The sequence below is a fragment of the Paenibacillus durus genome, assembly GCF_000756615.1.
GTDB classification, from domain to species: domain Bacteria; phylum Bacillota; class Bacilli; order Paenibacillales; family Paenibacillaceae; genus Paenibacillus_AQ; species Paenibacillus_AQ durus.
In genome coordinates this window covers 4,484,554-4,511,128 of the sequence record NZ_CP009288.1, presented here as the reverse complement: position 1 = coordinate 4,511,128, position 26,575 = coordinate 4,484,554, and the positions used below count along the sequence as shown (strand labels likewise).

The following is a 26,575-nucleotide window of genomic DNA, read 5'->3' as shown; positions in this document are numbered from 1 at the left end:
ATTTCTGCTAGGAGATGTCCTCTGGACCTTCTGTTCTGTACTTTTGTCAGTTCGTGCCTTGGCTGATAAACCGCTCAAGCTGCTCGCGGGTCGGCAGTCCGTCCCTATCGCCGGGCGACATGACTGCCAAAGCGCCGATAGCGTTGCCGCGCCGCACCGCTTCCTTTAGCGGAAGCTCCTCCAGCAGCGCGCTGATCACTCCAACGGCAAAGCCATCGCCTGCGCCTACCGTATCCACTACCTGATCGACCTTGAATCCCTGTACATAGCCTTCCGAATCGGATGATTTGTAATATGCGCCTTCCGGCCCCAGCTTGATAACGACCAGGGATACGCCCAAATTCAAATAGTAGGACGCGATTTCCTCCGGCGTCTCCAGCCCCGTCAGAATCCGGCCTTCGCCAAGGCCGGGGATGAACCAATCGCAGCGGATGGCGAGGTTATTAATCGTATCTGCCATCGTCTTGGCGCCCGGCCAAAGGACCGGGCGGAGGTTGGGATCGAATGATACGGTCTTGCCGCTTTGCTTCATGAATTCCATAGCGTGAACGGAGAACTCGTGGCATTCAGGAGAGATCGCCGAGGAGATGCCGGTGACGTGAAGATGTCCCGCCGAGGCGAAGTAGGATGCATCAAAGTCGGCAAGTCCCAGTTTGGAGGCAGCCGAACGTTTGCGATAATATTCCACCTTGGGATCGCCGGTAACAACCTTCGATTTGATTAACATTCCGGTTGGAAATTCGCGGGAGAAGGAGATGCTTGAGGTATCGATGCCTTCTTTATTCAGCGCTTTGAAAATGAAAGATCCGAAGCTGTCCTCGCCAAGCTTGGTTACATAGCCGACCGTATGCTCCAGACGCGACAAGCCAGTGGCCACATTGCTCTCCGCTCCGGCCAAAGCTTTGGAGAAAGACATCACTTCATCCAGCGGTCCTTCCTCATTGGCGTAAAACATGGCCATCGGCTCTCCGAAAGTGACTACGTCCAGATGTTTGCTCATGGCGATTCCTCCTAAGAAAAAGGGAATGACCCTTGTATTGATAAGCTATGTTTTGAAGGTAGCACATAAACCGGTTTTGTACAACAACATCAAGTCTGAAATTAACGGACCTTTTGTGGAAAAACAAAAGTGATTCTTATGAAATCCTTATATTTCAACGAAAATCACACGAAATTGAACAATGGAGTATGAAGCTTTTTTAAAAAGCATTGACTCAAAAATAATTGTTATTATTATTTTCGTTGTATTTTTAGTTCATTTATTACTAAATATTAATAAAATAATTTACCCAAAGAATTTACCCATAAAAAAATTAAAAGCACTGCTGTATCGCGGTAGGGATCGGCGGTAATTTTGACCACTCCGGCCAAAGAAAGCTGCTTTGATCTTATTACCGAGCTGGCCGTCAAGTATGTGGCGAAGTTTCAGGAGATCCAAGTAAACGCTGTTAAATAATACACGAAATCTTTCAATTAGGGGCTGATTGCTCATAGTTTATCAATGATAGCGCTTAAAAAAATTAAATTCAGGTAATGATAACCGGTTGATATATGTTAATCGGTTATCATATAATCCGAAATGTAAGCGGTTTATAAATTGGAATTAGGGGGCTTTTTTCCATGAAACATGTAAAGAAGATGAAGTGGTTTATTCTCTCGCTGACGCTAATTTTGATTCTCTCGGCTTGCAGCAGCTCGGGAGGCGATACGGAGTCCGCAAACGGCGGGCAGAACGGCAGTTCAGACGGCGGCATCAAAATAACCCTGCTTAACTCCAAGAGCGAGATTCAGCCACAGCTTGAGGAGGCCGCAAAGGCTTTCCATGAAGCGAACCCGACGATCTCTTTGGAAATTCAGCCTGTTCCTAATGGCGGCTCTCCTTTTGAACGCGCTTCCACTCTGTATGCTTCCGGCAATCCTCCAACCATGATCATGCTGGATACAGGGGATGTAGCCAAATTCAAAGACCGCATTCTTGACCTGAGTGGTGAGAAATGGAATGCCGACACTGTGGATCATGCCCTTGATCTGACTACAATCGACGGCAAAAATTATGCATTCCCTCTGGCTGTTGAAGGCTACGGCTTTATTTATAACAAAGCGGTCGTGGACAAGGCGGTAGGCGGAAGCTTTGATCCGTCCACAATCAACACCACCGCGTCGCTGGAAAATCTGTTTAAGCAAATCGAAGCAAGCGGAAAGAAAGCGCTGGTCGTATCTCCGATGGACTGGTCGCTAGGCGCCCACTATTTTTCCTTGGCTTACGCCGGTCAGGATAAAGATATGACCAAGGTCAACGCTTTTATCGATGATCTGCGGGCCAGCAAAGTCGATCTTGCAAGCAACAAGGTATTCAACGGTCTTATGGACACATTTGATGTCATGACGAAGTACAATATCGATCAGGCTTCGCCGCTGGCGGGGACCTATGAACGCGGCCCTGAACTTCTTGGCAAAGGCGAAGTAGGCATTTGGTTCATGGGCAACTGGGCTTGGCCGCAAATCAGCAGTTTTGATACCGCTAACAAAGAGTACGGCTTCCTGCCGGTGCCAATCAGCAATACCGCCGGCGACTATGGCAACCAGGAAATTTCCTCTGCCGTCTCCAAACGGATTGTAATCGACAAAGAGAAATCCACATCGGAGCAGCAGGATGCAGCGAAGAAATTCCTCAACTGGATCGTGTATGAGCAGCAAGGCCAGGATTTCCTGGTGAACAAGGCCAATATTATTCCGGCATTTAAAAATATTACGCTTCCGGCCGCCGACCCACTCGGCAAGTCGATTCAGGATTACATCGCAAGAGGCAAATCCGAGCAGTCGATGAGCGATCTTCCGGCTGACCACTGGGCGAATGTGGGCGCTTCCATGCAAAAGTATCTCGCCAAGCAAAGCGACCGTGCGGCACTCGCCAAAGAAGTCGAGCAGTACTGGACTAACGTAAAAGAATAACGGGCTTGTTCAGAGCGGTGGGTAAGGGATTATCCCTTATCCGCCGTTACTAAGCCAATCTTATAGGAATAGGAAGAGGGATATGCATGGTTACGGATAAAGGGGTGTGGAGCCGCCTGCGGCTCAGACTGCTGTTCACGGGTCCGACGTTGTTCGCGTTTGTCGCCGTAATGATTGTTCCGTTCTTGTACGGCATCTACTTGACGTTTACGAATTGGGACGGAATATCCACGACACAATCCTTGGTAGGTTTTCAAAACTATGGGTCGGTCTTTAAAGACGCGGAGTTCTGGAAGTCGTTCGGCCTGACGCTCAAGTACGTGCTGTTCACGGTCGTGTTCATCAATGTGCTTGCATTTTTGTTAGCCTATCTGCTGACGAAGGGCCTGAAGGGGCAAAGCTTTTTCCGGGCCGGCTTCTTCCTTCCCAACCTTCTGGGCGGTATCGTCCTCGGCTTTATCTGGCAGTTCATTTTTAACAATGTGCTTGTATTCTTGGGTCAAAAAATGGGCATCGGCCTGTTCAGCACCTCCTGGCTTTCCGATCCGAACCGTGCCTTCTGGACACTCGTCATTGTTGCGGTATGGCAGTATGCAGGCTATATGATGGTTATCTACGTAGCCGGACTGACAGGAGTACCCGGGGATATCCTCGAGGCGGCAAGCATCGACGGGGCGAACGGATGGCTGAAAATGACGCGTATGACCATTCCGCTTATGGTTCCTTCGTTTATCGTGTGCATTTTTCTTTCCTTGCAGCGCGGATTTATGGTCTATGATGTCAACCTTGCGTTGACGAAAGGCGGGCCGTTCAAGAGCACGGAACTCGTCTCAATGCATGTATATCAGAAGGCGTTTCTGTCCCGGGATTACGGCGTCGGCCAAGCTGAAGCGCTCGTGCTGTTCCTGATTGTGGCGGTTATTACATTGCTCCAAGTATATTTCAGCAAGAAGATGGAGGTGGAGGCTTAATGCATCGCTTCAAAAAGCAAACCTCCTGGCTGACGGTAATCGGTCTCTCGGTCATCTTGTTCGTCTTTATCATTCCGTTCGTGCTGCTGCTGTTCAATTCGGTGAAAGCGAACAAGGACATTACCTCAAGCCCGCTTACCCTGCCGAAAGGCTTCGTGTTCTCGAATTACACCATTGCGCTGGACAAGATGAATTACTTCCACGCATTTGCCAACTCGGTCATAATCACGCTGTTTAGTGTACTGTTTATCTCTTTGTTTGCGGCAATGACCGCGCATTATTTTGTCCGGCACGATACGAAATTTAATCAATATACCTTTTTGCTGATGGTGGCTTCCATGATTATTCCTTTCCAGGCGATCATGATTCCGCTCGTCAAAATTTACGGATCACTCAACATGCTCAACAACAAATGGGCGCTGATTTTTATGTATATCGGATTCGGCTGCTCGCTTGCGATCTTCATTTACCACGGCTTCGTGAAGAGTATACCGAGGGAACTGGAAGAGGCGGCGATGATTGACGGCTGCACGCCCACCCAGACCTTTTTCCGCATCGTATTCCGGTGCTGATGCCGACGACGGCGACCATAACCATCTTGAATGTGGAATGACTTTCTGCTGCCGTCACTCGTTCTCGTCGATCCGCTGCAGCGTACGCTTCCACTGTCCACTTTCAATTTCTATGGCACCTACACCGTGGATTACGACCCGCTGATGGCCAGCTTGGTGCTCAGCATCTTCCCGGTAGTCATCATCTACTTGTTCGCGCAAAAATATATCATTCAGGGCGTTATGCAGGGCTCCGTAAAATAACAACCGCAAAAAACGAACTTCTTCCGACCATGTCAAATGGCCGGGAGCAGCTGTTCATAGATGAAGTCAACCAGAAATTGGGGTTGGCTTTTTTTCTTGCCCCAATTTACCAATGTGTCAAATTTGTAATAAAATTAGGCTGGCGGAACGTTTGATTGCCGCAAACATTCCCTGTATGCTTAGAAAAGTGTGTGCCGAGAGAAGAAGCTTCATTAGAGACAACAAAAATAATGTTACAGATTGCAACAATTCCGCGATCTTGCGCGTCAGTAAGATTGCATAGAGAGGGGGAACCTTCGTGGTGGAGCAGGGACTCGTCAGAGCCGCTCAATCGGGCGATCGCGACGCTCTAATCACCCTATTGCGAGAAATTGAAGGCCAGGTGTATAAGACGGCCTTTTACATTTTGCATAATGAACAGGATGCGCTGGACGCCTCGCAGGAGGCTTTGATCCGGATTTATACCAAAATCGGCTCCTATGAAGAGAAGGCCCAGTTCAAGACATGGGTTCAGCGGATCGTGACCAATATATGTATAGATAAATTCAGAAGGACGAAGCCGACCGTTTCGATCGACGAGCATGAGATGGTATTCAAGGATAAGCAAAATGTGGAACGCGAAGTTCTCTCGGGTTATTTGGCGGAGGACATCCGCGAAGCTATTGAACAACTGCCGGAGCATCATCGAACGGTTATTGTACTACGTTATTTGCAGGATTTTTCTTACAACGAGATTGCAGAAAGTCTGGACCTTCCGCTTAATACGGTGAAATCTTACCTGTTCAGGGCAAGGCAGCAGCTGCAAAACAGACTACAGGAGTACCAGAAAGGTGGTGTATCGGGATGAACTGCGCGGAGGTGATGGAATGGATGCATCGTTATCTGGATCATGACTTGAGCCGGGACGAAAGTCTGGAAATGTTCCGCCATATCGATGGTTGCCCTTCCTGCGCGGAATTGTTCGAACGGTTGAACGCGCTCTCCAGTGAATTGGAGCAGCTCCCCGACGTCAGCCCCCCTTTCAGTCTGGTGGATTCGATTCTGCCGCAGCTTGAGGCCATCGACCGGGAGAAGGCCGCGGCGGCGGCTCCATCCACGGCAGAGACGGACTCTCCGCGGATGAGCCGCAAGGCGTCACGAGCCAAGGCCCGCCAGAACTCCTCTCTGGCCGGCCGCTTCGGAATTGGGGCTGCCGCGGCCGCAGTAATATTTGGCATTGCAATATTCAATATGCCGGAGAAGCTGCCGGGCGCGCAGGTAGACGATATGATGAAGAGCACCTCTGGGTATAACGGCTTTAAGGAGAATACAAGTTCGGCGGCGAACGATGCCGGAGCGGATTCGGGCTCGGAGGAATCTTCTGGCGGGGCGGGCGAACCCTTTGCGGGAAGCGAAGAGAACAGCCCTCCAGCCGATGCCGGAACGTCAACATTGGCTGCACCGGAGAGCCCTTCACCGAAGAATGGCGGGCAAGCTGCAAAGGGTGGCGGCGTGAAGCAAGATGCAGCCGAGCCTACGGAGAAAGCGCGCAGTGACCGTGCGGAAGCGCCGACCGCAAGCACCGACCCGGGCAAGGATAGACGAGTCGCTAACAAGCAGACGGCAACTCCCATGCCATCCGCCAATGCGTCTGCGGCGCCGGAAACGGGTACGGACGATCAGGCCGGTGAACGGAGTGATTCCATAATGTCGGATAAAACGCTGCAGGCGCCGCAATCGAGTGGCGGAGATATGGGAATTATGGATATGGCTCCTGCGGAGTTGTCGCCGGATTCCCCGTCCTGGACATCGCCCGACCGTCGGTATACGGCGGTAGTGGAAGGCAATCAGCTCGTAATCTACCGCGATGCAGCAGAGGCTTCAGAGGGAAGACAGGCTGTCGATACGGTTGCAATTGAAGGAACCTGGGTTTCAGGAAAATGGTCGGAGGACAGCCGGCAGTTTACGTATGTGATGAAGACGGACGGGAATGAGGTTAGCGGCGCGTATACCGTACCGCAGGAGACTGCGGACCCTGGCGCTGCCCCATCGGCTTCGGCAGCGCCGGCGTCCTCGCCGCCGTCACCGGGAACTTCAACAAAATAGTGAAAAGTCGGCACGTTTTGCGGAGCTGCCGAATACAATATAGCATGAGGACAGGAATTGCATTGGAACGGCATTCCCCCGCAAAAACATCGGTATGACCGACGGCTGAGGAAGTTTCTAGAGCTTCCCGAACCGTCGTTTATATAGATGAGCCGCGTAAGGGCGGAGAGGTTTTGGCTGCTTATGCCGAAGCTTCTCCGCTTTGCTGCTTTCGGTGACCATTTACGCGCAGGAATGTTTTTTGCTAAACTATTGAAACGTACAACTTCATGATCGAGCAGATTTGAAAAAGGATGTGGCGCAAAGGTGGATGCCAAGACAGCGGCCAAGGAAATCAAGCAGGGGAATTTCTCTCCGGTGTATTGTCTATATGGAAGTGAAAAATTCCGGATGAACGAATTTGCGGCTTTTTTGGAGAGCGAGCTGATTGCGAAGGAGGACCGTGATTTTGCGGTGATTCCTTTCGACCTGTCCGAAACGCCGATCCAGGCGGTGGTGGAGGAAGCGGAGACTGTACCGTTCATGGTGCCCCGCAAGCTGCTGGTTGTAAGGGATGCCTCGCTGTTCACGGCAGGCAAGGATAACGCCAAGCTGGAGCACCGCGCTGATCTCCTGCAAGAATATTTGACGCGTCCCGCTGAATTCAGCGTAATCGTCTTTCTGGTCAACAGCGATAAACTGGATGAGCGCAAAAAAATCGTTAAAGCGCTGAAATCGGCCGGCACCGTGCTGCCGTTTAATCCGCTGGGTGCGGAGGAACTGCTCCGCTGGGTGGAAAAAGGCATCCTGGATCGCGGCTGCACCGCCGCGCCGGGGGCGGCAGAGGCGCTTATCGCCTGCGCCGGTACGGGGCTTCAAGGGCTGACGGCAGAGATGGACAAGCTGTGTCTGTTCGCTGGAAACGGTGGAACGGTGGATACCGCTGCTGTGGAGAGTCTGGTGCCGCGCGGAACGGAGCAGAACGTCTTCACCTTGGTGGAGGAACTCGCGAATCTGCGTCTGGATAAGGCGGTGGGAATGCTGCATGAGTTGCTCAAGCAGCGGGAGGAGCCAATCAAGATTGCCGCGCTGATCACGCGGCAGTTCCGGATTATTTTGCAGGTCAAGGATTTGTCGGCCCAGAGCTATTCCCAAGGTCAGATTGCCTCCCAGCTCGGCCTTCATCCCTATGCCGTCAAGCTGGCAGGAGAGCAGGCACGCAAGTTCGGTGGAGTACAGCTGAGAGAGATTTTGAGCAGCCTGGCCGATTTGGATTACCAGATGAAGACAGGAAGAATTGACAAGGTGCTGGGGCTGGAGCTGTTCATGCTGCGGCTTGGCGCCGGAAGACCGGTATAGGTATTCTATGTATACTATCTTCCATGATTCTCGTAATAGGCTTTATCGGCATGCCGGTGGTCGGTTCCCTTCAGGTAAGCGAGAATCATCCCCGGATGCTTGATAAGATACCAGTCTCCTTCTTTATCGAACTTTCGGCAGGAGGTAATCATGTACGCTTTGGTCAGTGTGCCGTATTTTTTCCCGGAGCGCTTTCCGTGAGCTTTGAGCCGCCAGGCAAAATCGGCATCCTCGGACATCAGCATCTCTTCATTAAAACCGCCGATGGCGTCGAAGTCGCTCTTGCGGCACCAGAAAATACCGACCGAGATCGCTCCGTATTTGATCGCCATCGGCACGATGAGCGCCAGTGCGGATACGACGATACCCAGGCTCATCCGCTCGAATCTACCTGTTGTGCCGCCGCCGATGTATTTTCCCCCGGACAGATGCCACTCGATTTCGGAGAGCATGTTAGCCGTCATCCGGCTATCGGCGTCGATCGTCACAATGATTTCTCCTCTGGCTGCTGCTGCGCCGCTGTTTCGAATTTGCGATAAATTTTTGCGGTCGTCGTGGACAATGACGCAGTTATACGAGCGGGCGATTTCCTCCGTCATGTCGGTGCAGCGGTTCAGAATGACGATAACTTCAACCTGGCCGGGGCAGTTCTGCGAGGCGGCAGCAATGGAGTCCAAGCATTTTGTAATATACTTTTCTTCGTTATGCGCGGGAATCAGGACGGAGAAGAGAATCTCTCCTGCTTCATCCGGCCCTGTGAACATTTGGTTTTCCATTATGAATCATCTCCTATTTTCGAATGCCGTCAAGCAGCATTTCCGTCATTTTACGGTACATCCGTCTCACATTTTCCTTATCCAGAAAGCGCGTATTGTTCGCCAATCCCGAATAAGAGCTCAGCAGGGCAAAAGCCATTTCTCCGGAATCCTGCTGCTTGAATTCTCCGTGCTCGATTCCTTCCCGGATCATTTCTTCGAAACGCTGCACATAGCCCGTAATCATTGCTCCAAATTTCTGGACTGCTTCTGAATCCGCCCCGGTGGTTGCGATAAAATCCTCGCCGGCTTTGGTAAGCGAAAGATCCACGTTGTCGGCAAAAAGCTCGCTGTAAGCATACAGCTTGTCAACCGCCGAAGAGAACCGGGCGGAGCGGGCATCCCAGTCTTTCCAGGAATCGACGAAGGCAGCTTCGGCCAGATGGATAAAAAGATCCTCTTTATTCTTGAAGTGATGGTAGATGCTTCCTTTGCTAAGACCCGTTGCCGCGCAAATATCGCTGATGGAAACCCCTTTGTATCCTTTTTGCGAAAAAAGAGCTTTGGCGTGAGAGAGTATTCTTTCTTTGGTTTGAGCTGGATCATAGGCGCGTTGTTTAGAAGTCAAACCCGGAATGCCTCCTTTTATCGAGATACCAAACGTTCGGTATGTTTAGAGGATATATTTTCCATGCGCTTGTGTCCAGTGAAGGATTTGTGAACCGGGGAGTAGGAGGAAAAACAAAAAAACCTGAACCGCGTCATCGGGAGCGGTCAGGTTCTTCAATTGCTCGATATAGAAGCTCTTAGCCCTGAGCGGAAAGAGCGTTCAGTTTCTTCGCCAAGCGGGATTTCTTGCGGGCAGCCGCATTTTTATGAACCAGACCTTTAGTTACGGCCTTGTCCAGCTTCTTGGAAGCAGCTTGGATTGTAGCTTTGGCAGTTTCTACTTCCGTACCTTCCAGCGCGAGGTCGGCAGCTTTAACAGCTGTACGAAGGGCGGACTTTTGGGAAACGTTCAGCGCACGGCGTTTTTCCGTTGTCTTAACGCGTTTTACCGCGGATTTAATGTTTGGCATTGCATTCACCTCCTGTAAGGCATTCGGAAATCATCAAAATGATTCACAACTTAAAATAGTTTAGCATGTGTGATAGCAAAATGCAACAACCAAACCGGGTGATTTCTCCATTCATTATTGTATAATCGTGCCCCTCCTCCCGCACACTATTATTAAAAAGGATAGGAGGCTCATAACATATGGAACTGGATCTGCAGCTTTATTCAGTGCGTACCGACTTGGCGCTGGAAGCCAAGGAAATGGCCCAGGGCATGAATAACATGCCGATTCCTGGGGTGAATGAGGAAGTGGAGGAGCTAGGCGGCATCAAAATTACGCGGCTTGCCGTCAGCAGCGATGAAGCTTCCCAGAGAATCGGGCGGGTTATGGGTAATTATGTCACCCTGGAAGTCCCTGGACTGCGGGGCGGAGACACAGGACTTCAGCAGAAAGTGTCCGACGCATTTGCCCGTGAGTTCGCAGGCTTTATGAGACGGATCGGAATTGGCCAGAATGCCTCCGTACTTATTGTCGGGCTTGGCAACTGGAATGTGACTCCGGATTCGCTCGGACCGCTTGTGGTGGAGAATGCTTTGGTTACCCGGCAATTTTACGAACTGACGCCGGATCAGGTATCTCCGGGATACCGCAATGTCAGCGCTGTCGCTCCCGGTGTACTGGGGCTGACCGGAATCGAATCCAGCGAGATTGTTCAGGGGATTGTCGATCGCACGAAGCCGGATGCCATTATCGCTATAGATGCCCTCGCTTCCCGCTCGCTGGAACGGGTCAATACGACGATTCAGATTGCCGACATCGGCATTCACCCGGGCTCAGGCATCGGCAACAAGCGGCGCGGACTTACGCGGGAGGTGCTGGGTGTTCCCTGTATCGCCATCGGCGTCCCAACGGTATGTTATGCCTCCACAATTGTCGGTAATGTGCTGGAAATGATGAGAAGCCACTTCGGCGGTGAAGGCGGGCGCAGCAAGGAGATTATGGGGCTGCTGGACAGCATCACCGAACAGGAGCGGCTGACTCTGGTCAAAGAGGTGCTTGAGCCGCTCGGTCATGACCTCATTGTAACACCAAAGGAAATTGACGAATTCATCGAAGATATCGCCAACATCGTGGCCGGCGGCCTGAATGCGGCGCTCCATGACGCCGTCGATCCAGGCAACGTTGGCGCTTATACGCACTGACACGTACCGCGCTTGAAGCGCGCAGACGATGAACTAACCAGGCGCAAGCCGGGAGGAGGTCCCGATTGTCCTCTTGCCGGTTTGCATTAATATAGAAGTCTCGTTTCTCCGCAATGAATCTAAGGATGCTTCTAAAGCTTAGACTCTATATCTTTGCGGGTTTTTTTTGTTCTTCCTTTCGTTCTATCGTCTTTCTCTCACTCATAGATTTGAAGTATGAGAGATTACAGCGAGCTTGAGGAGGACATAACAATAATGAATAGAAAATGGTTTCATCTGTGGAACATCGGCCGTTTACGGTCTAAAGTGCTCGACGCGTTGGCGCTCGGAAGAACGATGCTGCTGCTCGCCTGCGGTTCCCTGGTCTTCTTCATTCTGCTGGGAGCCGGAGGAATGGCCGGAGAGAAGCTGGATAATTCGCCGCTGCCTTCGATGAAGGGGCTCGCGGCTTCCCTCTCCGGCGGAATATTCAAGGAACTGCTCGGAATGGAAGTTCCGCATCTGCCGGATACCAAGGAGCCGTCCGCGCTGTCAGGCGGGAAAGTAACAAGCTTCGTCTTTCAGCTTCTGACAAGCGTGAACCCTGGCGATCCGAAAAGCCTGCTATCCCGCGAAGTGCCGGGCATGGCCGCAGACGATGCCGTGCTGCTGCGCAAAGGCTCCGGCGGCGCGGAGGGTGCTCCGGCCGATTATCATCCGGGAACGGACGGGCCGGCGGCAGATACGCCGGCACCCGGAGCGACGCCGGCGCCGACTCCCGGAGAAAGCGGCGGCACACAAGGGACGCAACCGCCGGAGAATAGCGATGCTCCCGCGCCTTCTCCCGCAGATGGTCCGGAAGCTTCGGACACGGGCGTCAAGCGGATTTTGATCTATCATTCCCATCCGCGCGAAGCGTATAACCCGCTGCTCTCTACGAAGAGCGATAGCCCGAACTCCGCCAATCCTGCCAAAAATGTAATGCTGGTGGGGTCCTTTATCACTAAAAGGCTGGAGAAACGGGGCATTGGCACTTTCCATTCGGAAGTGGATTATGCGACCAAGGTTGCCGACTACAACTGGAATTTTTCCTATAAATATTCCCGGGTGACGGTTAAAGCCGCGATGGCGGAAAATGCGGGGATGACCGAGCTGATCGATATCCACCGCGACTCGCAGCGGCATGATAAGACAACTACGGTCATTGACGGAAAGAGCTACGCGCAGGTGTATTTTATTCTGGGCCGTTCGAACAAGAACTGGAAGAAGAATGAGGAGTTCGCCAATAAAATTCACCAGCGGCTGGAGAATAAGTACCCCGGTCTTTCCCGCGGCATCTGGGGCAAGTCGTCGGGCAGAGGCAATAACGGGGAGTATAACCAGTCGATGTCGCCGAACAGCGTCCTGATTGAGGTAGGCGGTATAGACAGCACCGAGGCTGAACTTAAGGCAACCTCCGAAGTGCTGGCGGACGCCATCGCCGATCTGTATTGGAGCAGCCATCAAGCGGAAAAAGCGAACGCGGAAGGGCAGCCGGCGGTACCAGCCAAGAGCGGAACGGGCAGCGAACCGGCCGCGCAATGAATAGCGGAGCCGTATAAGGATGAACGGAAAGGGTGAAAAGCGATGTCTCGCTTCGGCAAAAAGATGGTGGTAATCGGTATTTGGGCCGGTATCGGTGTGCTTGTGGGCATACAGTTAGACGGCAGCGGAGGGACTTCCTCCTCCCCCGTTCCCGGCTGGAGCGTAATCTCCGGCGGCGTTCAGAACACAGCACCTGTACCCCAGCCCCAGCCCCAGGCCGGGCCGGTAACCGGGCTCCAGGTACAGAGCGACGGGAAAGGGGGGTACATCTATGTCCCCGTAACCCTTGCCCCCACGACTATCCCGCAAGTCCAGACCCCGGCTGCGGGACAGCCTGCTGCTGGAACCACATCGTCTCCGCCAAGCCTTCCGCAGCTGCCGGCTGGAAAATATAGTACGCTCACGCCGGGGCAGATTCTCGTTCCCGGGGAGCATAAATCCACGGTGGACACACTTGCCGACAAGACGGCGGGTATGCTGCAGAACGCGTCCCAGAAAGGAATCCGCTGGGTAGTCTCTTTGTTTGATTCCACCGAATAAGCGCGATATCTTGTTCCCGCCCCTTGAAGGAATGGCTATCTAATCCTTCAAAGGGCGGCATCTGTTTCCCGTAATCCATATATTTCTATTTTAAAATATACTGCTATCTTTATAGGACCCTGATTGCTGGTGGGAACTTGTACTGCTATAATAAGATGATTAACAACAGGCTGTCTGTGGGGGTAAGGAATGACTGACGTTAAGAAAAGACAAGAACAAATCCGCAATTTCTCGATAATTGCACATATAGACCACGGCAAGTCGACGCTGGCCGACCGGATTCTGGAATACACCGGAGCGCTTACTTCGCGCGAAATGCAGGAACAGGTGCTTGACCAGATGGATCTTGAGCGTGAGCGCGGCATTACGATCAAGCTGCAGGCCGTTCGCCTCACGTACCGGGCCGATGACGGTGAAGAATATTTGCTTAATCTGATCGACACCCCGGGGCATGTCGATTTCACTTATGAAGTCTCGCGCAGTCTCGCGGCGTGCGAAGGCGCGCTGCTCGTCGTGGACGCTGCTCAGGGAATCGAAGCTCAGACGCTGGCGAATGTCTATCTGGCGCTGGACAACAACCTGGAGATTCTGCCGGTCGTCAACAAGATCGACCTGCCGAGCGCCGACCCGGAGCGGGTCAAGCAGGAGATCGAGGATGTCATCGGCCTGGACGCCAGCGAGGCGGTGCTTGCTTCCGCCAAGGCGGGGATCGGCATCAAGGAGATTCTGGAGCAGGTGGTCAAGCAGGTTCCGCCGCCTGCGGGAGATCCCGATCAGCCGCTCAAGGCGCTCATTTTCGACTCCCATTACGACCCTTATAAGGGCGTCATTGTATATGTGCGGGTCGTTGACGGCAGCATCCGCGCCGGTTCGAAGATTAAGATGATGGCGACCGATAAGACTTTTGAGGTCATTGAAGTCGGCGCATTTATGCCGCGCATGAGCATTGTAAGCGAGCTGAATGTAGGCGATGTTGGCTTTATCGTGGCCGGCATCAAGCATGTGGGCGATACCCGTGTCGGCGATACCGTGACGGACGCCAAGCGGCCGACGCCCGAGCCGCTGCCCGGCTACCGGAAGATCAATCCGATGGTATACTGCGGCCTGTATCCAATCGAGACGTCGGATTACAACGATCTGCGCGAAGCGCTGGAGAAGCTGCAGCTTAACGACGCCTCGCTGAGCTTCGAGCCCGAGACGTCCAGCGCGCTGGGCTTCGGCTTCCGCTGCGGATTCCTCGGCCTGCTGCATATGGAAATTATCCAGGAGCGGATCGAGCGGGAGTTCAATCTTCCGCTCATTACGACCGCGCCGAGCGTTATTTACCGGATCAAGCTGACGAACGGCGAAATGATCGAGATCGACAATCCGTCGAACTATCCGGAAATCGGCAAGATCGATTATGTAGAGGAGCCTTACGTCAAGGCGGCCGTTATTGTGCCCAACGATTTCGTCGGCACGGTCATGGAGCTGTGCCAGAACAAGCGCGGCGAATTCGTGAACATGGAATACCTGGATGCGAACCGGGTAACCATTACCTATCAAATTCCGCTGTCGGAAATCGTCTATGATTTCTTCGATCAGCTGAAATCCGGAACGAAGGGCTACGCGTCCTTCGATTATGAATTGTCCGGTTACCGCCAATCGAACCTGGTGAAGATGGACATTCTGCTTAACGGCGAACAGGTGGACGCCCTGTCGTTCATCGTACACCGCGACCGGGCCTATAACCGGGGCCGCATTATATGCGAGAAGCTGCGCGGCATCATTCCGCGCCAGATGTTCGAGGTGCCGATTCAGGCTTCTGTCGGAACCAAGGTCGTCGCGCGCGAGACGGTCAAGGCGATGCGCAAGAACGTTCTTGCCAAATGTTACGGCGGCGACATTTCGCGGAAGCGGAAGCTGCTGGAGAAGCAGAAGGAAGGCAAGAAGCGCATGAAGCAGGTCGGCAGCGTCGAAGTGCCGCAGGAAGCGTTCATGGCGGTGCTGAAGATCGACGAGTAATATTTGAGGCAAATATCGCCGCTTAATTTAGGGGAGCCGTCCGGCTTCCCTTTTCATTCTAAGGAGGACAGCTTATGACTAACTATTCCGGCATACCTAGCAGCCGTCCGCCCGAGGCGGTATATATTCATATTCCTTTTTGCACGAACAAGTGCTTTTACTGCGATTTCAACTCTTATGTGCTGAAGGATCAGCCTGTAATGGACTATCTGCGGGCGCTGGAGCGGGAAATGGAGCTGACCGTTCAAGAAAGACCGCCGGGAGTCATCAAGAGCATATTTGTAGGTGGTGGTACCCCCACCGTGCTGAAGCCGGATGAAATGGAGTATTTTCTGAAGACGGTGCGCGGCTGCTTCCCGGACTGGGCCGAGGATATCGAATTCTCGATGGAGGCGAATCCCGGCACCACCGATCCTGACAAGCTGGCGGTCATGAAGGCGGGCGGAGTTAACCGCGTAAGCTTTGGCGTACAGGCATTTCAGAACGACCTGCTGAGCGGAATCGGGCGCATCCACAATGTGGGCGACGTCTACCGCAGCCTTGACAATGCCCGCGCCGCCGGGCTGACGAACCTGTCGATCGACCTGATGTTCGGCCTTCCCAACCAGACGGTCGATATGCTGGGCGAAAGCATCAAGCGGGCGCTGGACCTCGGCCTGCCCCACTATTCGATTTACAGCCTTAAGGTGGAGGAGAACACGCTGTTCCATTCGCTTTTTAACAAGAATCAGCTGCCGCTTCCAAGCGAAGAGGACGAACTGTCCATGTATCTGCTGCTGATGTCGTCCATGGAAGAGGCGGGATACAGGCAGTATGAGATCAGCAATTTCGCCAAGCCCGGAATGGAGAGCCGCCACAATATCACGTACTGGCGCAATCAGGATTATTACGGACTCGGCGCCGGAGCGCATGGTTACGTGCAGCGTATGCGGCATATGAATGTGAAGGGCGTAGGTCCGTACATTGAAGCGGCGAAGAACGGCCTGCCCCGGCTGAACTCCCATTTGGTATCGCGTGAAGAGGCCATGGAGGATTTCATGATGGTGGGTCTGAGGATGCGCGATGGAATAAGCGACGCCGCTTTCCGCGAGCAGTTTGACCGGCCGCTGGATGAGGTGTTCGGGGGACCGCTGCGTAAAATGCTGACTGCCGGCCTGCTTGAGCAGGAAGGCGGAAGCTACCGGTTAAGCCGCCAGGGCCTTCTGTTCGGAAACGATGTGTTCGGAGAATTTGTCGGAGTGTTGACAGATATATAATTTTTAAAATAAGTGTTGAATCCTCATTCACCGTGTTGTATATTTATTCATAGTTATTTGATGGAGGAGTGAAGCATAGTGCTAGCCAAGCCGAAACCTGAACCCGCAGCGCCGGAACCAATATCTGCAGCCATTTGCAGAAGCGCTACTTTGGAAGACGTTGAGCCGTTGTATTTAATGATAGAAGAGTATGCGCAGCGCGGAATCATGCTGCCTCGTTCCCGGAAGGTATTGGAACGGCAGATCGATCAGTTCGTTGTGGCTGAAATAGACGGTAGGGTTGTAGGCTGCGGTTCACTATGCAGGCTTGGAAACGATCTTGTAGAGGTACGCTCGCTCGGCCTCCGTGACGAGTGCAAGGGCCAAGGCATCGGTTCAATGATTGTGGAAGAACTGACCAAAGAAGCGAGACGCCAGAAGATTCCGAAGATTATGGCGCTGACTTATGCCGTTAATTTCTTTTTGAAGAACGGATTTCATATCGTGAACAAGGAGATTTTTCCCGAAAAGGTATGGACAGACTGTGTCAACTGCTCCAAACAGGACGCCTGCGACGAAATTGCCGTACTCAAAATGCTGGACTAATTCCTATTGCTATCTAATATAACCACTTTCCCGCCGGGCGCTCGTCCGTCTGATGGGGGAGTGGTTGTTTGCTTTGTCACAAAAATACTATGAAACGTTTATCTGCTCCCTTTCGTACGGGTAATTAGAAGCTGGAAGGACAAAGATAGAGGATATGTCCGAAGATTAGGATACCCATCGGGAGAGGAGCGGAACAAATGGAATTCTATCGCAGTACTGTGCCTGAAACGCTGAAAGAGGTAAACGGCACCGATGCCGGCCTTACAGCGGAGGAAGCACAGAAGAGGCTGGAAACGAGCGGGTACAACGAGTTGAAAGGAAGAGAAAGGGTTCCGGTCTGGAAGCTTTTTTTGGACAATTTTAAAGACCCGCTAGTTATTGTACTGCTGGTTGCCGCAGGGATTCAGGGCGCGCTTGGTCATGTTGTTGAAACCCTGATTATCGTCTTCGTGCTCTTGCTCAACGCGGTGATCAGCGTGGCTCAGACCCTAAAAGCCGAAAGCTCGCTGGATGCGCTGCGTAAGCTGGCGGCGCCTGAAGCCAAGGTAATCCGCAGCGGCGAGACGAGGAGAATCCCGGCACGGGAATTGGTCAAAGGCGATATTGTGCTGCTGGAGGCTGGTGATTATGTGCCCGCGGACGGACGCATTTTGAAGAGTGAAAGCTTGAAGGTTGAGGAAGGAATGCTGACCGGAGAATCGGAAGCCGTAGAGAAGCATGGGGATGTGATCGATACGGAGGCGCCTTTGGGCGACCGGCGCAATACGGTGTACAGCGGATCTTTAATCGTGTACGGGCGCGGCAGCTTTATAGTTACCGGGACTGCGGGTGATACCGAAATCGGCAAAATTGCGGGGCTTATCGAGAGCGCAGAGGCGAAGAGCACGCCGCTGCAGCGTAAGCTGGAGAGCTTCGGCAAGAGGCTTGGCGTTGTCATTTTGCTGTTATGCATTTTGATATTCGGCATTCAGGCCTTGCGGGCTTGGGTATCCAGTGACGGTGCCGAAATGAGCAATGCCATTCTCGATGCGCTAATGTTTGCGGTTGCGGTAGCCGTAGCCGCCATACCCGAAGCTCTGTCTTCGATTGTTACCATTGTTCTGTCAGTCGGAACGAGCAAGATGGCCAAGCAGCACGCGATTATCCGGAGGCTGCCTGCGGTGGAATCACTCGGCTCAGCCAGCGTTATCTGCACCGACAAGACAGGGACCCTTACCCAGAACAAAATGACGGTTGTCGATTACTACCTGCCTGGCGCCGGGAAAAAGCTGTTTCAGGACGACTACGAGGAATGGTCGGAAGGGGAAAGAAGACTGCTGCATATCGCGGTCTTATGCAATGACTCTCATATTAATGAAGAGGGAAAAGAACTCGGCGATCCGACTGAGGTGGCGCTGATTGCGTTTAGCCGCAGCAAAAATAAAGACTACATGGAAATTCGAGGTAGATTTCCAAGAGAAGCGGAGATCCCTTTTGATTCAGACCGGAAGCTGATGACCACGGTCCATACCTTCAATGGACGCAAGACGATTCTTACCAAAGGCGGCCCGGATGTGCTGTTCAGCCGCTGCGACCGGGTGCTGCTGGACGGGGTGGAGGCTCCGTTTACCGATGAGATGCGCTCTAAGTTCATACAGGCCAACGAAGACTTTTCCAGCCGGGCGCTTCGTGTGCTCGCCTACGCGTACAAGTCGATTGGCGGCGATTCCAAGGATGTCGGCCTGGAAGATGAGCACCGGCTGGTTCTGGTCGGTCTCACGGCCATGATCGATCCCCCGCGCGAAGAGGTATACGATTCGATTGCGGAATCGAACAAAGCCGGCATCCGTACCATTATGATTACCGGCGACCACAAGACGACCGCGCAAGCCATCGGACGGGATATCGGCCTCATGTCAGGGGATGCAATTGCCGTTACCGGACAGGAGCTGGATGCGATGTCCGACGAAGAGCTTGACCGGAGGCTTGAATCCATCGGCGTCTATGCTCGTGTCTCGCCCGAGAACAAGATTCGGATCGTAAGGGCTTGGCAGAAGAAAGGGAAAATCACGGCGATGACGGGGGACGGCGTCAACGACGCTCCGGCGCTGAAGCAGGCCGATATCGGCGTGGCGATGGGCAGCGGCACCGATGTCGCCAAGGACTCGGCCGCCATGATATTGACCGATGACAACTTCGTATCCATTGTGAAGGCGGTCGGCGTCGGCCGGACGGTGTTCGACAATATCAAGAAGGCGATCGCTTATTTGTTCGCCGGCAATTTGGGCGCCATTATTGCGATTTTGTTCGCCTTGATCTTTAACTGGATCAATCCGTTTACGGCTATCCAACTGCTATTCATTAATCTGGTCAATGACTCGCTGCCCGCCATCGCGCTCGGCATGGAGAAGGCGGAGCCTGATGTCATGAAGCGCAAACCAAGAAATATTAAAGAAGGAATCTTCGCCGGGGGGACCCTTCAGGTCGTTATTACACGCGGCCTGCTAATCGGCGCGGCGGTCATCGCCTCCCAGTACATCGGAATGCGGCATTCGCAGGAAATCAGCGTCGCGATGGCCTTCACCACTCTTATTTTGGCCCGTACGCTGCAGACCTTTGCCGCCCGCTCTAATACACAGACGGCGTTCCAGGCCGGATTCTTCAGCAATAAGTATGTTCTCGGAGCGGTCCTGCTGTGCCTTTGCCTGTATGGGTTCACGGTTCTGCCCGGTGTCCGGCAATTCTTCTCCATACCGGCTCATTTCGGGCTTGAGCAGTGGCTGACCTCCGCCGGACTGGCGCTGGCCGCCGTGATTTTAATGGAAGTCGTCAAGCTGCTGAGAAACGGTTTATCCGGCGCCAAAACCACATCTTGATTAGCGAGGGCTAAGCCCTAAACGGAATATAGATCGGCGTCATACTATTATCGAATTTCTTACAACAGCTCCGTGATCCGGCAGCGAAGGCACACTCCCGGCAGAGTCTGAGGCCTTCGCTGTTCCGGCGCGGCGGCTGCATGTTACGGATGCCGGGATCATGCTGTAAGCAAGCGCCGTTGTTCATAAAATCGCCCGTTCTGCCATGCCGACCGACTTGACAATGTTAATGTCATTTTGGTATTTTTGTAATAGCGGTTAGCACTCATCTAAGTCGAGTGCTAACGAAAAAATCCACAGGGCGGTCAGGAGGGAATGATATGTTAACCGAACGCCAAAGAATGATCTTAAATGCCATTGTGGATGACTATATCCGTTCGGCCGAGCCGGTAGGATCTCGCAGCATATCCAAACGGGGCGATGTCAAGTACAGTCCCGCGACGATACGTAATGAAATGGCCGACCTGGAGGAGCTTGGATTCTTGGAGCAGCCGCATACGTCAGCAGGGCGGATTCCATCCCATAAAGGTTACCGCTACTATGTGGACCACCTTGTTCCCTGGAATCCGGCAGGATCGACCGAAACGGAAACAATCCGCGCCTTTTTTGCCGAAAAGCTGAATGCGATGGAGCAGTTGATCCAGCATGCGGCTATGATTTTATCCAATATGACGAATTACACTTCCATCCTTTTGGGACCGGAGGTTTTTCATACTTCACTGCGCCATTTTCAGCTGCTGCCGCTGGATGACAGAACCGCCGTGGCGATCATCGTCACCAGCACCGGACAGGTAGAGAACCGGAAAGTAAGCATTCCGCCGGAGATTTCTGTCTCCGAAATGGAGAAGGTTGTCAATCTGCTGAACAGCAAGCTGGTCAATGTGCCTTTATACAAGCTGAAGAGCAGGCTGTATTCCGAGCTTGGTCAGGAAATGCAGCGTCATATCTCCCATTACGAGGAACTCATGCAGATGCTTGACACGGCGCTCGAAAGCGATTCGGAGCAGCGGGTTTACCTCAGCGGCGCGACGAACATGCTGACACAGCCCGAATTCCGCGATGTGGACAAGGTAAAGGACATCCTCGATCTGCTGGAGGAGACGCCGACCCTGCTCAAAATGCTGGCACCGGCCGTCGGGGGAACCGGCATAAAGGTGCGCATCGGCACCGAGAACAAGCATGAAGCTTTTGCCGACTGCAGCCTGATTACCGCGACGTATTCGATCGATGGCGAAGCGGTGGGAAGCATAGGCATCCTTGGGCCGACCCGGATGGAATATGCGAAAGTATTGGGCATCTTGGGCGTTTTATCCCGAGATTTGACAGCGATGCTGGGTCACTGGTATAAGTGAGTTTAGTGCATAATGAATGCCGTTAGTAATATAAGGGGGTGAACATACTTGAAAGAGGAACAGGTTCAAGATTCGGGTGTGACCGAAGATAACGCTATTAACGAGGAAAGCGCGGCCGATCAGGCCGAGGCGGTCTCGGATAACGATACAGCAGCGGCTGGTGAAGCCGTTCAGGAGGCTTCCGGAGACAGCGATGAAATCAAGCGACTGCAGGAGCTTGCGGATGAGTATCAGGGACGCGTGCTGCGCGTTCAGGCCGACTATGACAATTTCCGCCGCCGCACGCTGAAGGAGAAAGAGGAACTGGCTCAATACGCCACCTCTAAGCTGGTTACGGAATTGCTGCCGGTACTCGACAATTTTGAGCGCGCGCTGGCTACGGCGCCGGCCGGCTCGGACGGCGATGCTTTCTCCAAAGGCGTAAATATGATTTTCCGCCAGTTGGAGGGTGTTTTGAAGTCTGAGGGACTTACGCCCATGGAAACGGTAGGACAGCCGTTCAATCCGGAATTCCATCAGGCTATCATGCAGGTGGAGAGCGAGGAGTATGAAGAGGGCATTGTTACGGAGGAAGTCCAGAAGGGCTATCTGTTGAAGAACAAGGTACTTCGTCCCGCTATGGTCAAAGTCAGCATGTAATCTGCCTACATAAACGCATGAATCGCCGGAGCTTCTTTTCGGCGGTATTGCCGCGTCCAGCCGCCGCATGTGGCGAGGGCATTAAGGCTGCGGGGGCAGAATCCCAATCGCAAAACAACTTAAGCGAATGCTTACGAAGCGAGTTTTACTGAAGTTTTTTTCACGGCAGTATCTCAATCGCAAAAACTTTTAAGGAGGCAATTTACTGTGAGTAAAGTTATCGGTATCGACCTTGGAACCACGAACTCATGCGTGGCTGTAATGGAAGGCGGCGAGGCCGTCGTTATCCCTAACCCGGAAGGCGCGCGCACTACCCCTTCGGTTGTAGGTTTCAAGAAAGACGGGGAGCGCATTGTCGGTGAAACGGCGAAGCGTCAAGCGATCACGAACCCGGACCGCACGATTATCTCGATCAAACGCCATATGGGCACAAACCATAAAGAAACGATCGACGGCAAGGACTATTCGCCGCAAGAAATTTCTGCAATGATTCTGCAAAAGCTGAAATCCGACGCCGAAGCCTATCTTGGCCAAGCGGTTACACAGGCGGTTATTACGGTTCCGGCCTATTTTAACGATAGCCAGCGTCAGGCGACCAAGGATGCGGGCAAAATCGCCGGTCTCGAAGTTCTGCGTATCGTGAACGAGCCAACGGCAGCAGCGCTCGCATACGGTCTGGAGAAATCCGAAGACCAAACGATCCTCGTCTATGACCTTGGCGGCGGTACGTTCGACGTTTCCATTCTGGAACTGGGCGACGGCTTCTTCGAAGTAAAAGCGACGAGCGGCGACAACCGTCTCGGCGGCGACGACTTTGACCAAAAAATTATCGACTTCCTCGTAGCCGAGTTCAAAAAAGAGCAAGGCATCGACCTGGGCAAGGACAAAGCGGCTGTTCAACGTTTGAAAGACGCGGCAGAAAAAGCTAAGAAAGAGCTGTCCGGCGTATTGACCACTACGGTCTCCCTGCCGTTCATCACCGTTGTAGACGGCGTGCCGCAGCACTTGGAGGTCAACCTGACCCGAGCCAAATTCGACGAACTGACAGCAGATCTCGTTGAACGCACGCTCGGACCGACTCGCCAGGCGCTGAACGACGCTGGCATGACTCCGGCCGACCTGGACAAAATCGTGCTTGTCGGCGGTTCCACGCGGATTCCTGCCGTCCAGGAAGCCATCAAGAAGCTGACCGGCAAAGAGCCGCATAAAGGCGTTAACCCGGACGAAGTTGTTGCGCTTGGCGCAGCGGTTCAAGCGGGCGTATTGACCGGCGACGTGAAAGACGTGGTCCTGCTGGACGTAACTCCGCTGTCCCTCGGTATTGAAACCGCAGGCGGCGTATTCACGAAGATGATCGAACGCAACACGACGATCCCGACCAGCAAGTCGCAAATCTTCTCGACCTTTGCCGATAATCAGCCGAGCGTTGAGATTCATGTCCTGCAGGGCGAACGCCAAATGGCGAATGGCAACAAAACGCTGGGACGCTTCATGCTGAGTGAAATTCCTCCGGCACCTCGCGGCGTTCCGCAAATCGAAGTTACCTTCGACATCGACGCCAACGGTATCGTAAATGTGTCCGCTACGGATAAAGGTACGAACAAGAGCCAGAAGATCACGATCACTTCCTCCGGCGGTCTGAGCGATGCCGATATCGAGCAAATGATGAAGGACGCCGAGCTTCATGCTGAAGAAGACCGTACCCGCAAGGAACTGGTGGAAGCGAAGAACAACGCCGACCAGCTCGTCTATTCCACGGATAAGGTCATCAAGGATCTTGGCGACAAAGTAGACGCATCCGAGATTGAAAAGGCGAACCAGGCGAAGGACAAAGTGAAGTCCGCTCTGGAAACCGACAATCTGGAAGAGATCAAGGCGGCTACCGATGCGTTGAACGAAGTTGTACAGCAATTGTCCGTGAAGCTGTATGAACAAGCGGCGCAAGCTCAGCAAGGCGCTGAAGGCGCGGCTGACGCTGGTGAGGGCGCAAAGCGTGATAACGTAGTCGACGCGGATTATGAAGTGGTTGACGACGAGAAGAATCAAGGATAAAGTTAAACGATAGCGCAAGTTAGGGGAAGGTCAAAACCGGGGCATCCCGCGTTTTGGCTTTCCTTTTAATGTGTAATAGGGATATGTTCCTGTACGGAGGTGAAGGCAGTGGCAGATAAGCGCGATTATTATGAGGTGCTCGGCTTAGGCAAGAACGCTTCAGAAGATGAAATCAAAAAAGCGTACCGCAAGCTGGCCCGTCAGTATCATCCGGACGTGAACAAGGCCAGCGATGCCGAGGCTAAATTCAAGGAAGTGAAGGAAGCTTACGATATTCTGAGCGATCCGCAAGGACGGGCCAGATATGACCAATACGGACATATCGATCCTAACCAGGGAATGGGCGGCGGCTTTGGCGGCGGGGATTTCGGCGGCGGTTTGGGCGACATTTTCGACATGTTCTTCGGCGGCGGAGGACGGCGCGATCCGAATGCGCCCCAGCGCGGCAATGACTTGCAGTATACGATGTCCATTGAATTCAAGGAAGCCGTGTTCGGCAAAGAGACCGATATTACGATTCCTCGGACGGAAACCTGCGATACCTGCTTCGGTTCCGGAGCGAAGCCGGGCACGAAGCCGCAAACCTGCTCCGTCTGCCATGGCAGCGGACAGCAGGAGGTTGTACAGAACACGCCGCTTGGCCGGATGGTCAACCGCAGACCGTGTTCGAACTGCGGAGGCACGGGCAAGATTATCAAGGAAAAATGCTCAACATGCGGCGGCGGCGGCCGCGTGAAGAAGCAGCGCAAAATCCATGTCCGGATTCCTGCGGGCGTGGACGACGGCGCGCAGCTGCGCATGAGCGGCGAAGGCGAAGGCGGCCTGCGCGGCGGCCCTGCGGGCGATCTCTATATTGTCATCCGCGTTAAGCCGCATGATTTCTTCGTTCGCGAGAACGACGACATCCTGTGCGAGGTTCCGCTGACGTTCGCCCAGGCGGCGCTTGGGGATGAGATCGAGATTCCGACCCTGACCGAGAAGGTCAAGCTCAAAATCCCGGCAGGCACTCAGACCGGCACGTTCTTCCGCCTTAAAGGTAAAGGCGTTCCACGGCTTCGCGGGAACGGTACCGGCGACCAGCACGTCCGGGTCATTGTGGTGACGCCAAGCAAACTGAGCGACGAGCAGAAGGACCTGCTTCGCCAGTTCGCATCCTTCGATGGCGAGAATACGCATGAGCAGGGGCAGTCCTTCTTTGACCGCATGAAGCGCGCTTTTCGCGGAGATTAGTACAGGCTGCTATTGAACGGATTTGGATCAAAATAACAAAACGGCAGTCCCTCCTTTACCGGAGCGGCTGCCGTTTGTTGTATAATGGAGTACAAGTGCGCGGCGAACGCCGGCAAAATGCAGCAAGGAGCCTAAGGATGAAGACCATAATCGATATTGCCCGGGCTGCGGGTGTGGCCAAGAGTACGGTCTCCCGCTACCTTAACGGCGGATCAGTCAGTGAAGAGACAAGGGAAAAGATCGAGCATATTATCAAGCAGCATAATTATGTGCCCAATACGTTTGCCCAGAGCCTGAAAGCGAAGAAGACCAGCATTATCGGCACCATCGTTCCCCGGCTCGATTCGTTTGCGGTTTCGCAGACTTTGATGGGAATCGACGAAGAACTACGGGACCGGCAGTATCAATTGCTTATTTCTAGTGCCAATCAGGATATGAACCGGGAGATTGAAGAGATTTACGCTCTGGCGCGGCAGAAAATTTCGGGTCTGCTGCTGATGGCAGCGCAAATTACGGAGCAGCATTTGAAAGCGATCCGGGAGTGCAGAATTCCGGTTGTCATGATTGGTCAGCAGCATTCATTGCTTCACAGTGTAGTCCATGACGATTTTCATGCGGGCTATATGATGGGCCAGCATATCCTGAATAAAGGCCACCGCCGCATCGCTTATCTGGGGGTTACCGAACAGGATATCGCGGTGGGTGTAAAGCGCAAGGAAGGCTTTAGAAAAGCGCTGGGCGAACATAAAGACTGCGAGGTCCGGTATTACGAATCGGGCTTCAGAATGAATGAGGCGGTAGCCGCCGCAGAACGTTTACTGGAGGATTGGGTGCCTACGATCATCGTTTGCGCAACCGACAATATCGCGCTGGGCGTGATGAAGGCCGCCTTTTTGAAGCAGATCCCCATTCCGTCCGGCATTTCCGTAACCGGGTTCGGGGGGTACGATGTCACCGAAATCATACATCCGGCTTTAACGACTGTAAAATATAATTATAAGCGGGCGGGCAAGCTTGCCGCCGAAAATATCATTTCTTTAGTAAACCGGGAGCCTGTAGAAATGGTAACCATTTTAAATTGTGAGATTATCGGTAGAGAAAGCGTTGACAATTTGCAGGGACGCATCATATAATAACCTTGGAACCGGTTCCGATCCTTTTCAAATTTCTCTTTGGAGAGGCGCTTTTAAAATATAAGAATTTATAAGCTGAGCGCTTATGATTTTGTCTTATATTTCTACGAGAAACGGTACCGTCCCTAAAAGGACGGCGAAGCCGTTTCTTCTTGTTAAACTGGTTGGAACCGGTTTCTTATTTTTTTAG

Annotated in this window: 21 protein-coding genes and 1 pseudogene; 18 read left to right on the top strand and 4 right to left on the bottom strand. The window is 53.0% G+C overall.

Going from position 1 to position 26,575, the window contains the following annotated elements:
* Positions 1–46 precede the first annotated feature (46 nt).
* The gene (locus tag PDUR_RS19580; RefSeq protein WP_042207807.1) at positions 47–1,000 is read right to left on the bottom strand and encodes a sugar kinase; all 954 of its coding nucleotides are present in this window, start codon (positions 998–1,000) and stop codon (positions 47–49) included.
* A 620-nt stretch (positions 1,001–1,620) separates the two neighbouring features.
* On the opposite strand from PDUR_RS19580, the gene PDUR_RS19575 reads away from it, so the two are divergent.
* The 6 genes and pseudogenes from PDUR_RS19575 to holA all read left to right on the top strand — a co-directional run bounded on the left by PDUR_RS19575 (position 1,621) and on the right by holA (position 8,161).
* Positions 1,621–2,952, top strand: a complete 1,332-nt coding sequence (locus PDUR_RS19575; RefSeq protein ID WP_081949593.1) for an ABC transporter substrate-binding protein — start codon at positions 1,621–1,623, stop codon at positions 2,950–2,952.
* An 86-nt stretch (positions 2,953–3,038) separates the two neighbouring features.
* Positions 3,039–3,923, top strand: a complete 885-nt coding sequence (locus tag PDUR_RS19570; protein WP_036596228.1) for a carbohydrate ABC transporter permease — start codon at positions 3,039–3,041, stop codon at positions 3,921–3,923.
* A pseudogene (locus PDUR_RS19565) lies at positions 3,923–4,738 on the top strand (carbohydrate ABC transporter permease). The gene PDUR_RS19570 and the pseudogene PDUR_RS19565 overlap by 1 nt, the downstream one beginning before the upstream one ends.
* 298 nt (positions 4,739–5,036) lie before the next feature.
* Positions 5,037–5,585 (top strand): RNA polymerase sigma factor, encoded by a 549-nt coding sequence (locus PDUR_RS19560; RefSeq protein ID WP_042207805.1) that lies wholly within the window; start codon positions 5,037–5,039, stop codon positions 5,583–5,585.
* Positions 5,582–6,823: an anti-sigma factor gene (locus tag PDUR_RS19555; protein ID WP_042207803.1), complete on the top strand. Its 1,242-nt coding sequence runs from the start codon at positions 5,582–5,584 to the stop codon at positions 6,821–6,823. Before PDUR_RS19560 ends, PDUR_RS19555 begins: the two co-directional genes overlap by 4 nt.
* 306 nt (positions 6,824–7,129) lie before the next feature.
* A complete protein-coding gene (holA, locus tag PDUR_RS19550; protein ID WP_042207802.1) occupies positions 7,130–8,161 on the top strand; it encodes a DNA polymerase III subunit delta in 1,032 nt (343 codons plus the stop codon).
* Between the two features lie 14 nt (positions 8,162–8,175).
* Here holA and PDUR_RS19545 read toward each other — a convergent pair whose 3' ends face one another.
* The 3 genes from PDUR_RS19545 to rpsT all read right to left on the bottom strand — a co-directional run bounded on the left by PDUR_RS19545 (position 8,176) and on the right by rpsT (position 9,995).
* The gene (locus PDUR_RS19545; protein ID WP_407944319.1) at positions 8,176–8,940 is read right to left on the bottom strand and encodes a glycosyltransferase family 2 protein; all 765 of its coding nucleotides are present in this window, start codon (positions 8,938–8,940) and stop codon (positions 8,176–8,178) included.
* Positions 8,941–8,950: 10 nt separating this feature from the next.
* Entirely contained in the window at positions 8,951–9,544 is a 594-nt protein-coding gene (locus tag PDUR_RS19540) for a TetR/AcrR family transcriptional regulator (protein WP_042207800.1), read from the bottom strand.
* Between the two features lie 178 nt (positions 9,545–9,722).
* Positions 9,723–9,995, bottom strand: a complete 273-nt coding sequence (gene rpsT, locus PDUR_RS19535; protein ID WP_042207799.1) for a 30S ribosomal protein S20 — start codon at positions 9,993–9,995, stop codon at positions 9,723–9,725.
* 179 nt (positions 9,996–10,174) lie between these two features.
* Between rpsT and gpr the strand changes: the two genes are divergently transcribed.
* The 12 genes from gpr (at position 10,175) to PDUR_RS19475 (ending at position 26,385) form a co-directional block, all read left to right on the top strand.
* Positions 10,175–11,176: a GPR endopeptidase gene (gene gpr, locus PDUR_RS19530; protein WP_042207798.1), complete on the top strand. Its 1,002-nt coding sequence runs from the start codon at positions 10,175–10,177 to the stop codon at positions 11,174–11,176.
* Positions 11,177–11,431: 255 nt separating this feature from the next.
* Positions 11,432–12,739 carry a stage II sporulation protein P gene (locus PDUR_RS19525; protein WP_042207797.1) on the top strand — a complete coding sequence of 436 codons (1,308 nt, stop codon included), beginning with the start codon at positions 11,432–11,434 and terminating at the stop codon, positions 12,737–12,739.
* 42 nt (positions 12,740–12,781) lie between these two features.
* On the top strand, positions 12,782–13,279 hold the full coding sequence (locus PDUR_RS19520) for a hypothetical protein (protein ID WP_042207796.1): 498 nt from the start codon (positions 12,782–12,784) through the stop codon (positions 13,277–13,279).
* A gap of 189 nt (positions 13,280–13,468) precedes the next feature.
* Positions 13,469–15,283: a translation elongation factor 4 gene (gene lepA / locus PDUR_RS19515; RefSeq protein ID WP_042207795.1), complete on the top strand. Its 1,815-nt coding sequence runs from the start codon at positions 13,469–13,471 to the stop codon at positions 15,281–15,283.
* Between the two features lie 74 nt (positions 15,284–15,357).
* The gene (hemW, locus tag PDUR_RS19510) at positions 15,358–16,539 is read left to right on the top strand and encodes a radical SAM family heme chaperone HemW (protein WP_042207794.1); all 1,182 of its coding nucleotides are present in this window, start codon (positions 15,358–15,360) and stop codon (positions 16,537–16,539) included.
* A gap of 78 nt (positions 16,540–16,617) precedes the next feature.
* On the top strand, positions 16,618–17,124 hold the full coding sequence (locus PDUR_RS19505) for an N-acetyltransferase (RefSeq protein WP_269079192.1): 507 nt from the start codon (positions 16,618–16,620) through the stop codon (positions 17,122–17,124).
* Positions 17,125–17,321: 197 nt separating this feature from the next.
* Positions 17,322–19,979: a cation-translocating P-type ATPase gene (locus PDUR_RS19500; protein ID WP_042207793.1), complete on the top strand. Its 2,658-nt coding sequence runs from the start codon at positions 17,322–17,324 to the stop codon at positions 19,977–19,979.
* A gap of 320 nt (positions 19,980–20,299) precedes the next feature.
* Entirely contained in the window at positions 20,300–21,331 is a 1,032-nt protein-coding gene (hrcA, locus tag PDUR_RS19495; RefSeq protein WP_042207792.1) for a heat-inducible transcriptional repressor HrcA, read from the top strand.
* Between the two features lie 48 nt (positions 21,332–21,379).
* On the top strand, positions 21,380–21,970 hold the full coding sequence (gene grpE, locus PDUR_RS19490; RefSeq protein WP_052410308.1) for a nucleotide exchange factor GrpE: 591 nt from the start codon (positions 21,380–21,382) through the stop codon (positions 21,968–21,970).
* A 207-nt stretch (positions 21,971–22,177) separates the two neighbouring features.
* Positions 22,178–24,022, top strand: a complete 1,845-nt coding sequence (dnaK, locus tag PDUR_RS19485) for a molecular chaperone DnaK (protein WP_042207790.1) — start codon at positions 22,178–22,180, stop codon at positions 24,020–24,022.
* Between the two features lie 108 nt (positions 24,023–24,130).
* Positions 24,131–25,252, top strand: coding sequence for a molecular chaperone DnaJ (gene dnaJ / locus PDUR_RS19480; protein WP_042207789.1), 1,122 nt, complete (start codon positions 24,131–24,133; stop codon positions 25,250–25,252).
* Positions 25,253–25,389: 137 nt separating this feature from the next.
* Positions 25,390–26,385 (top strand): LacI family DNA-binding transcriptional regulator, encoded by a 996-nt coding sequence (locus tag PDUR_RS19475; RefSeq protein ID WP_042207787.1) that lies wholly within the window; start codon positions 25,390–25,392, stop codon positions 26,383–26,385.
* Positions 26,386–26,575 lie beyond the last annotated feature (190 nt).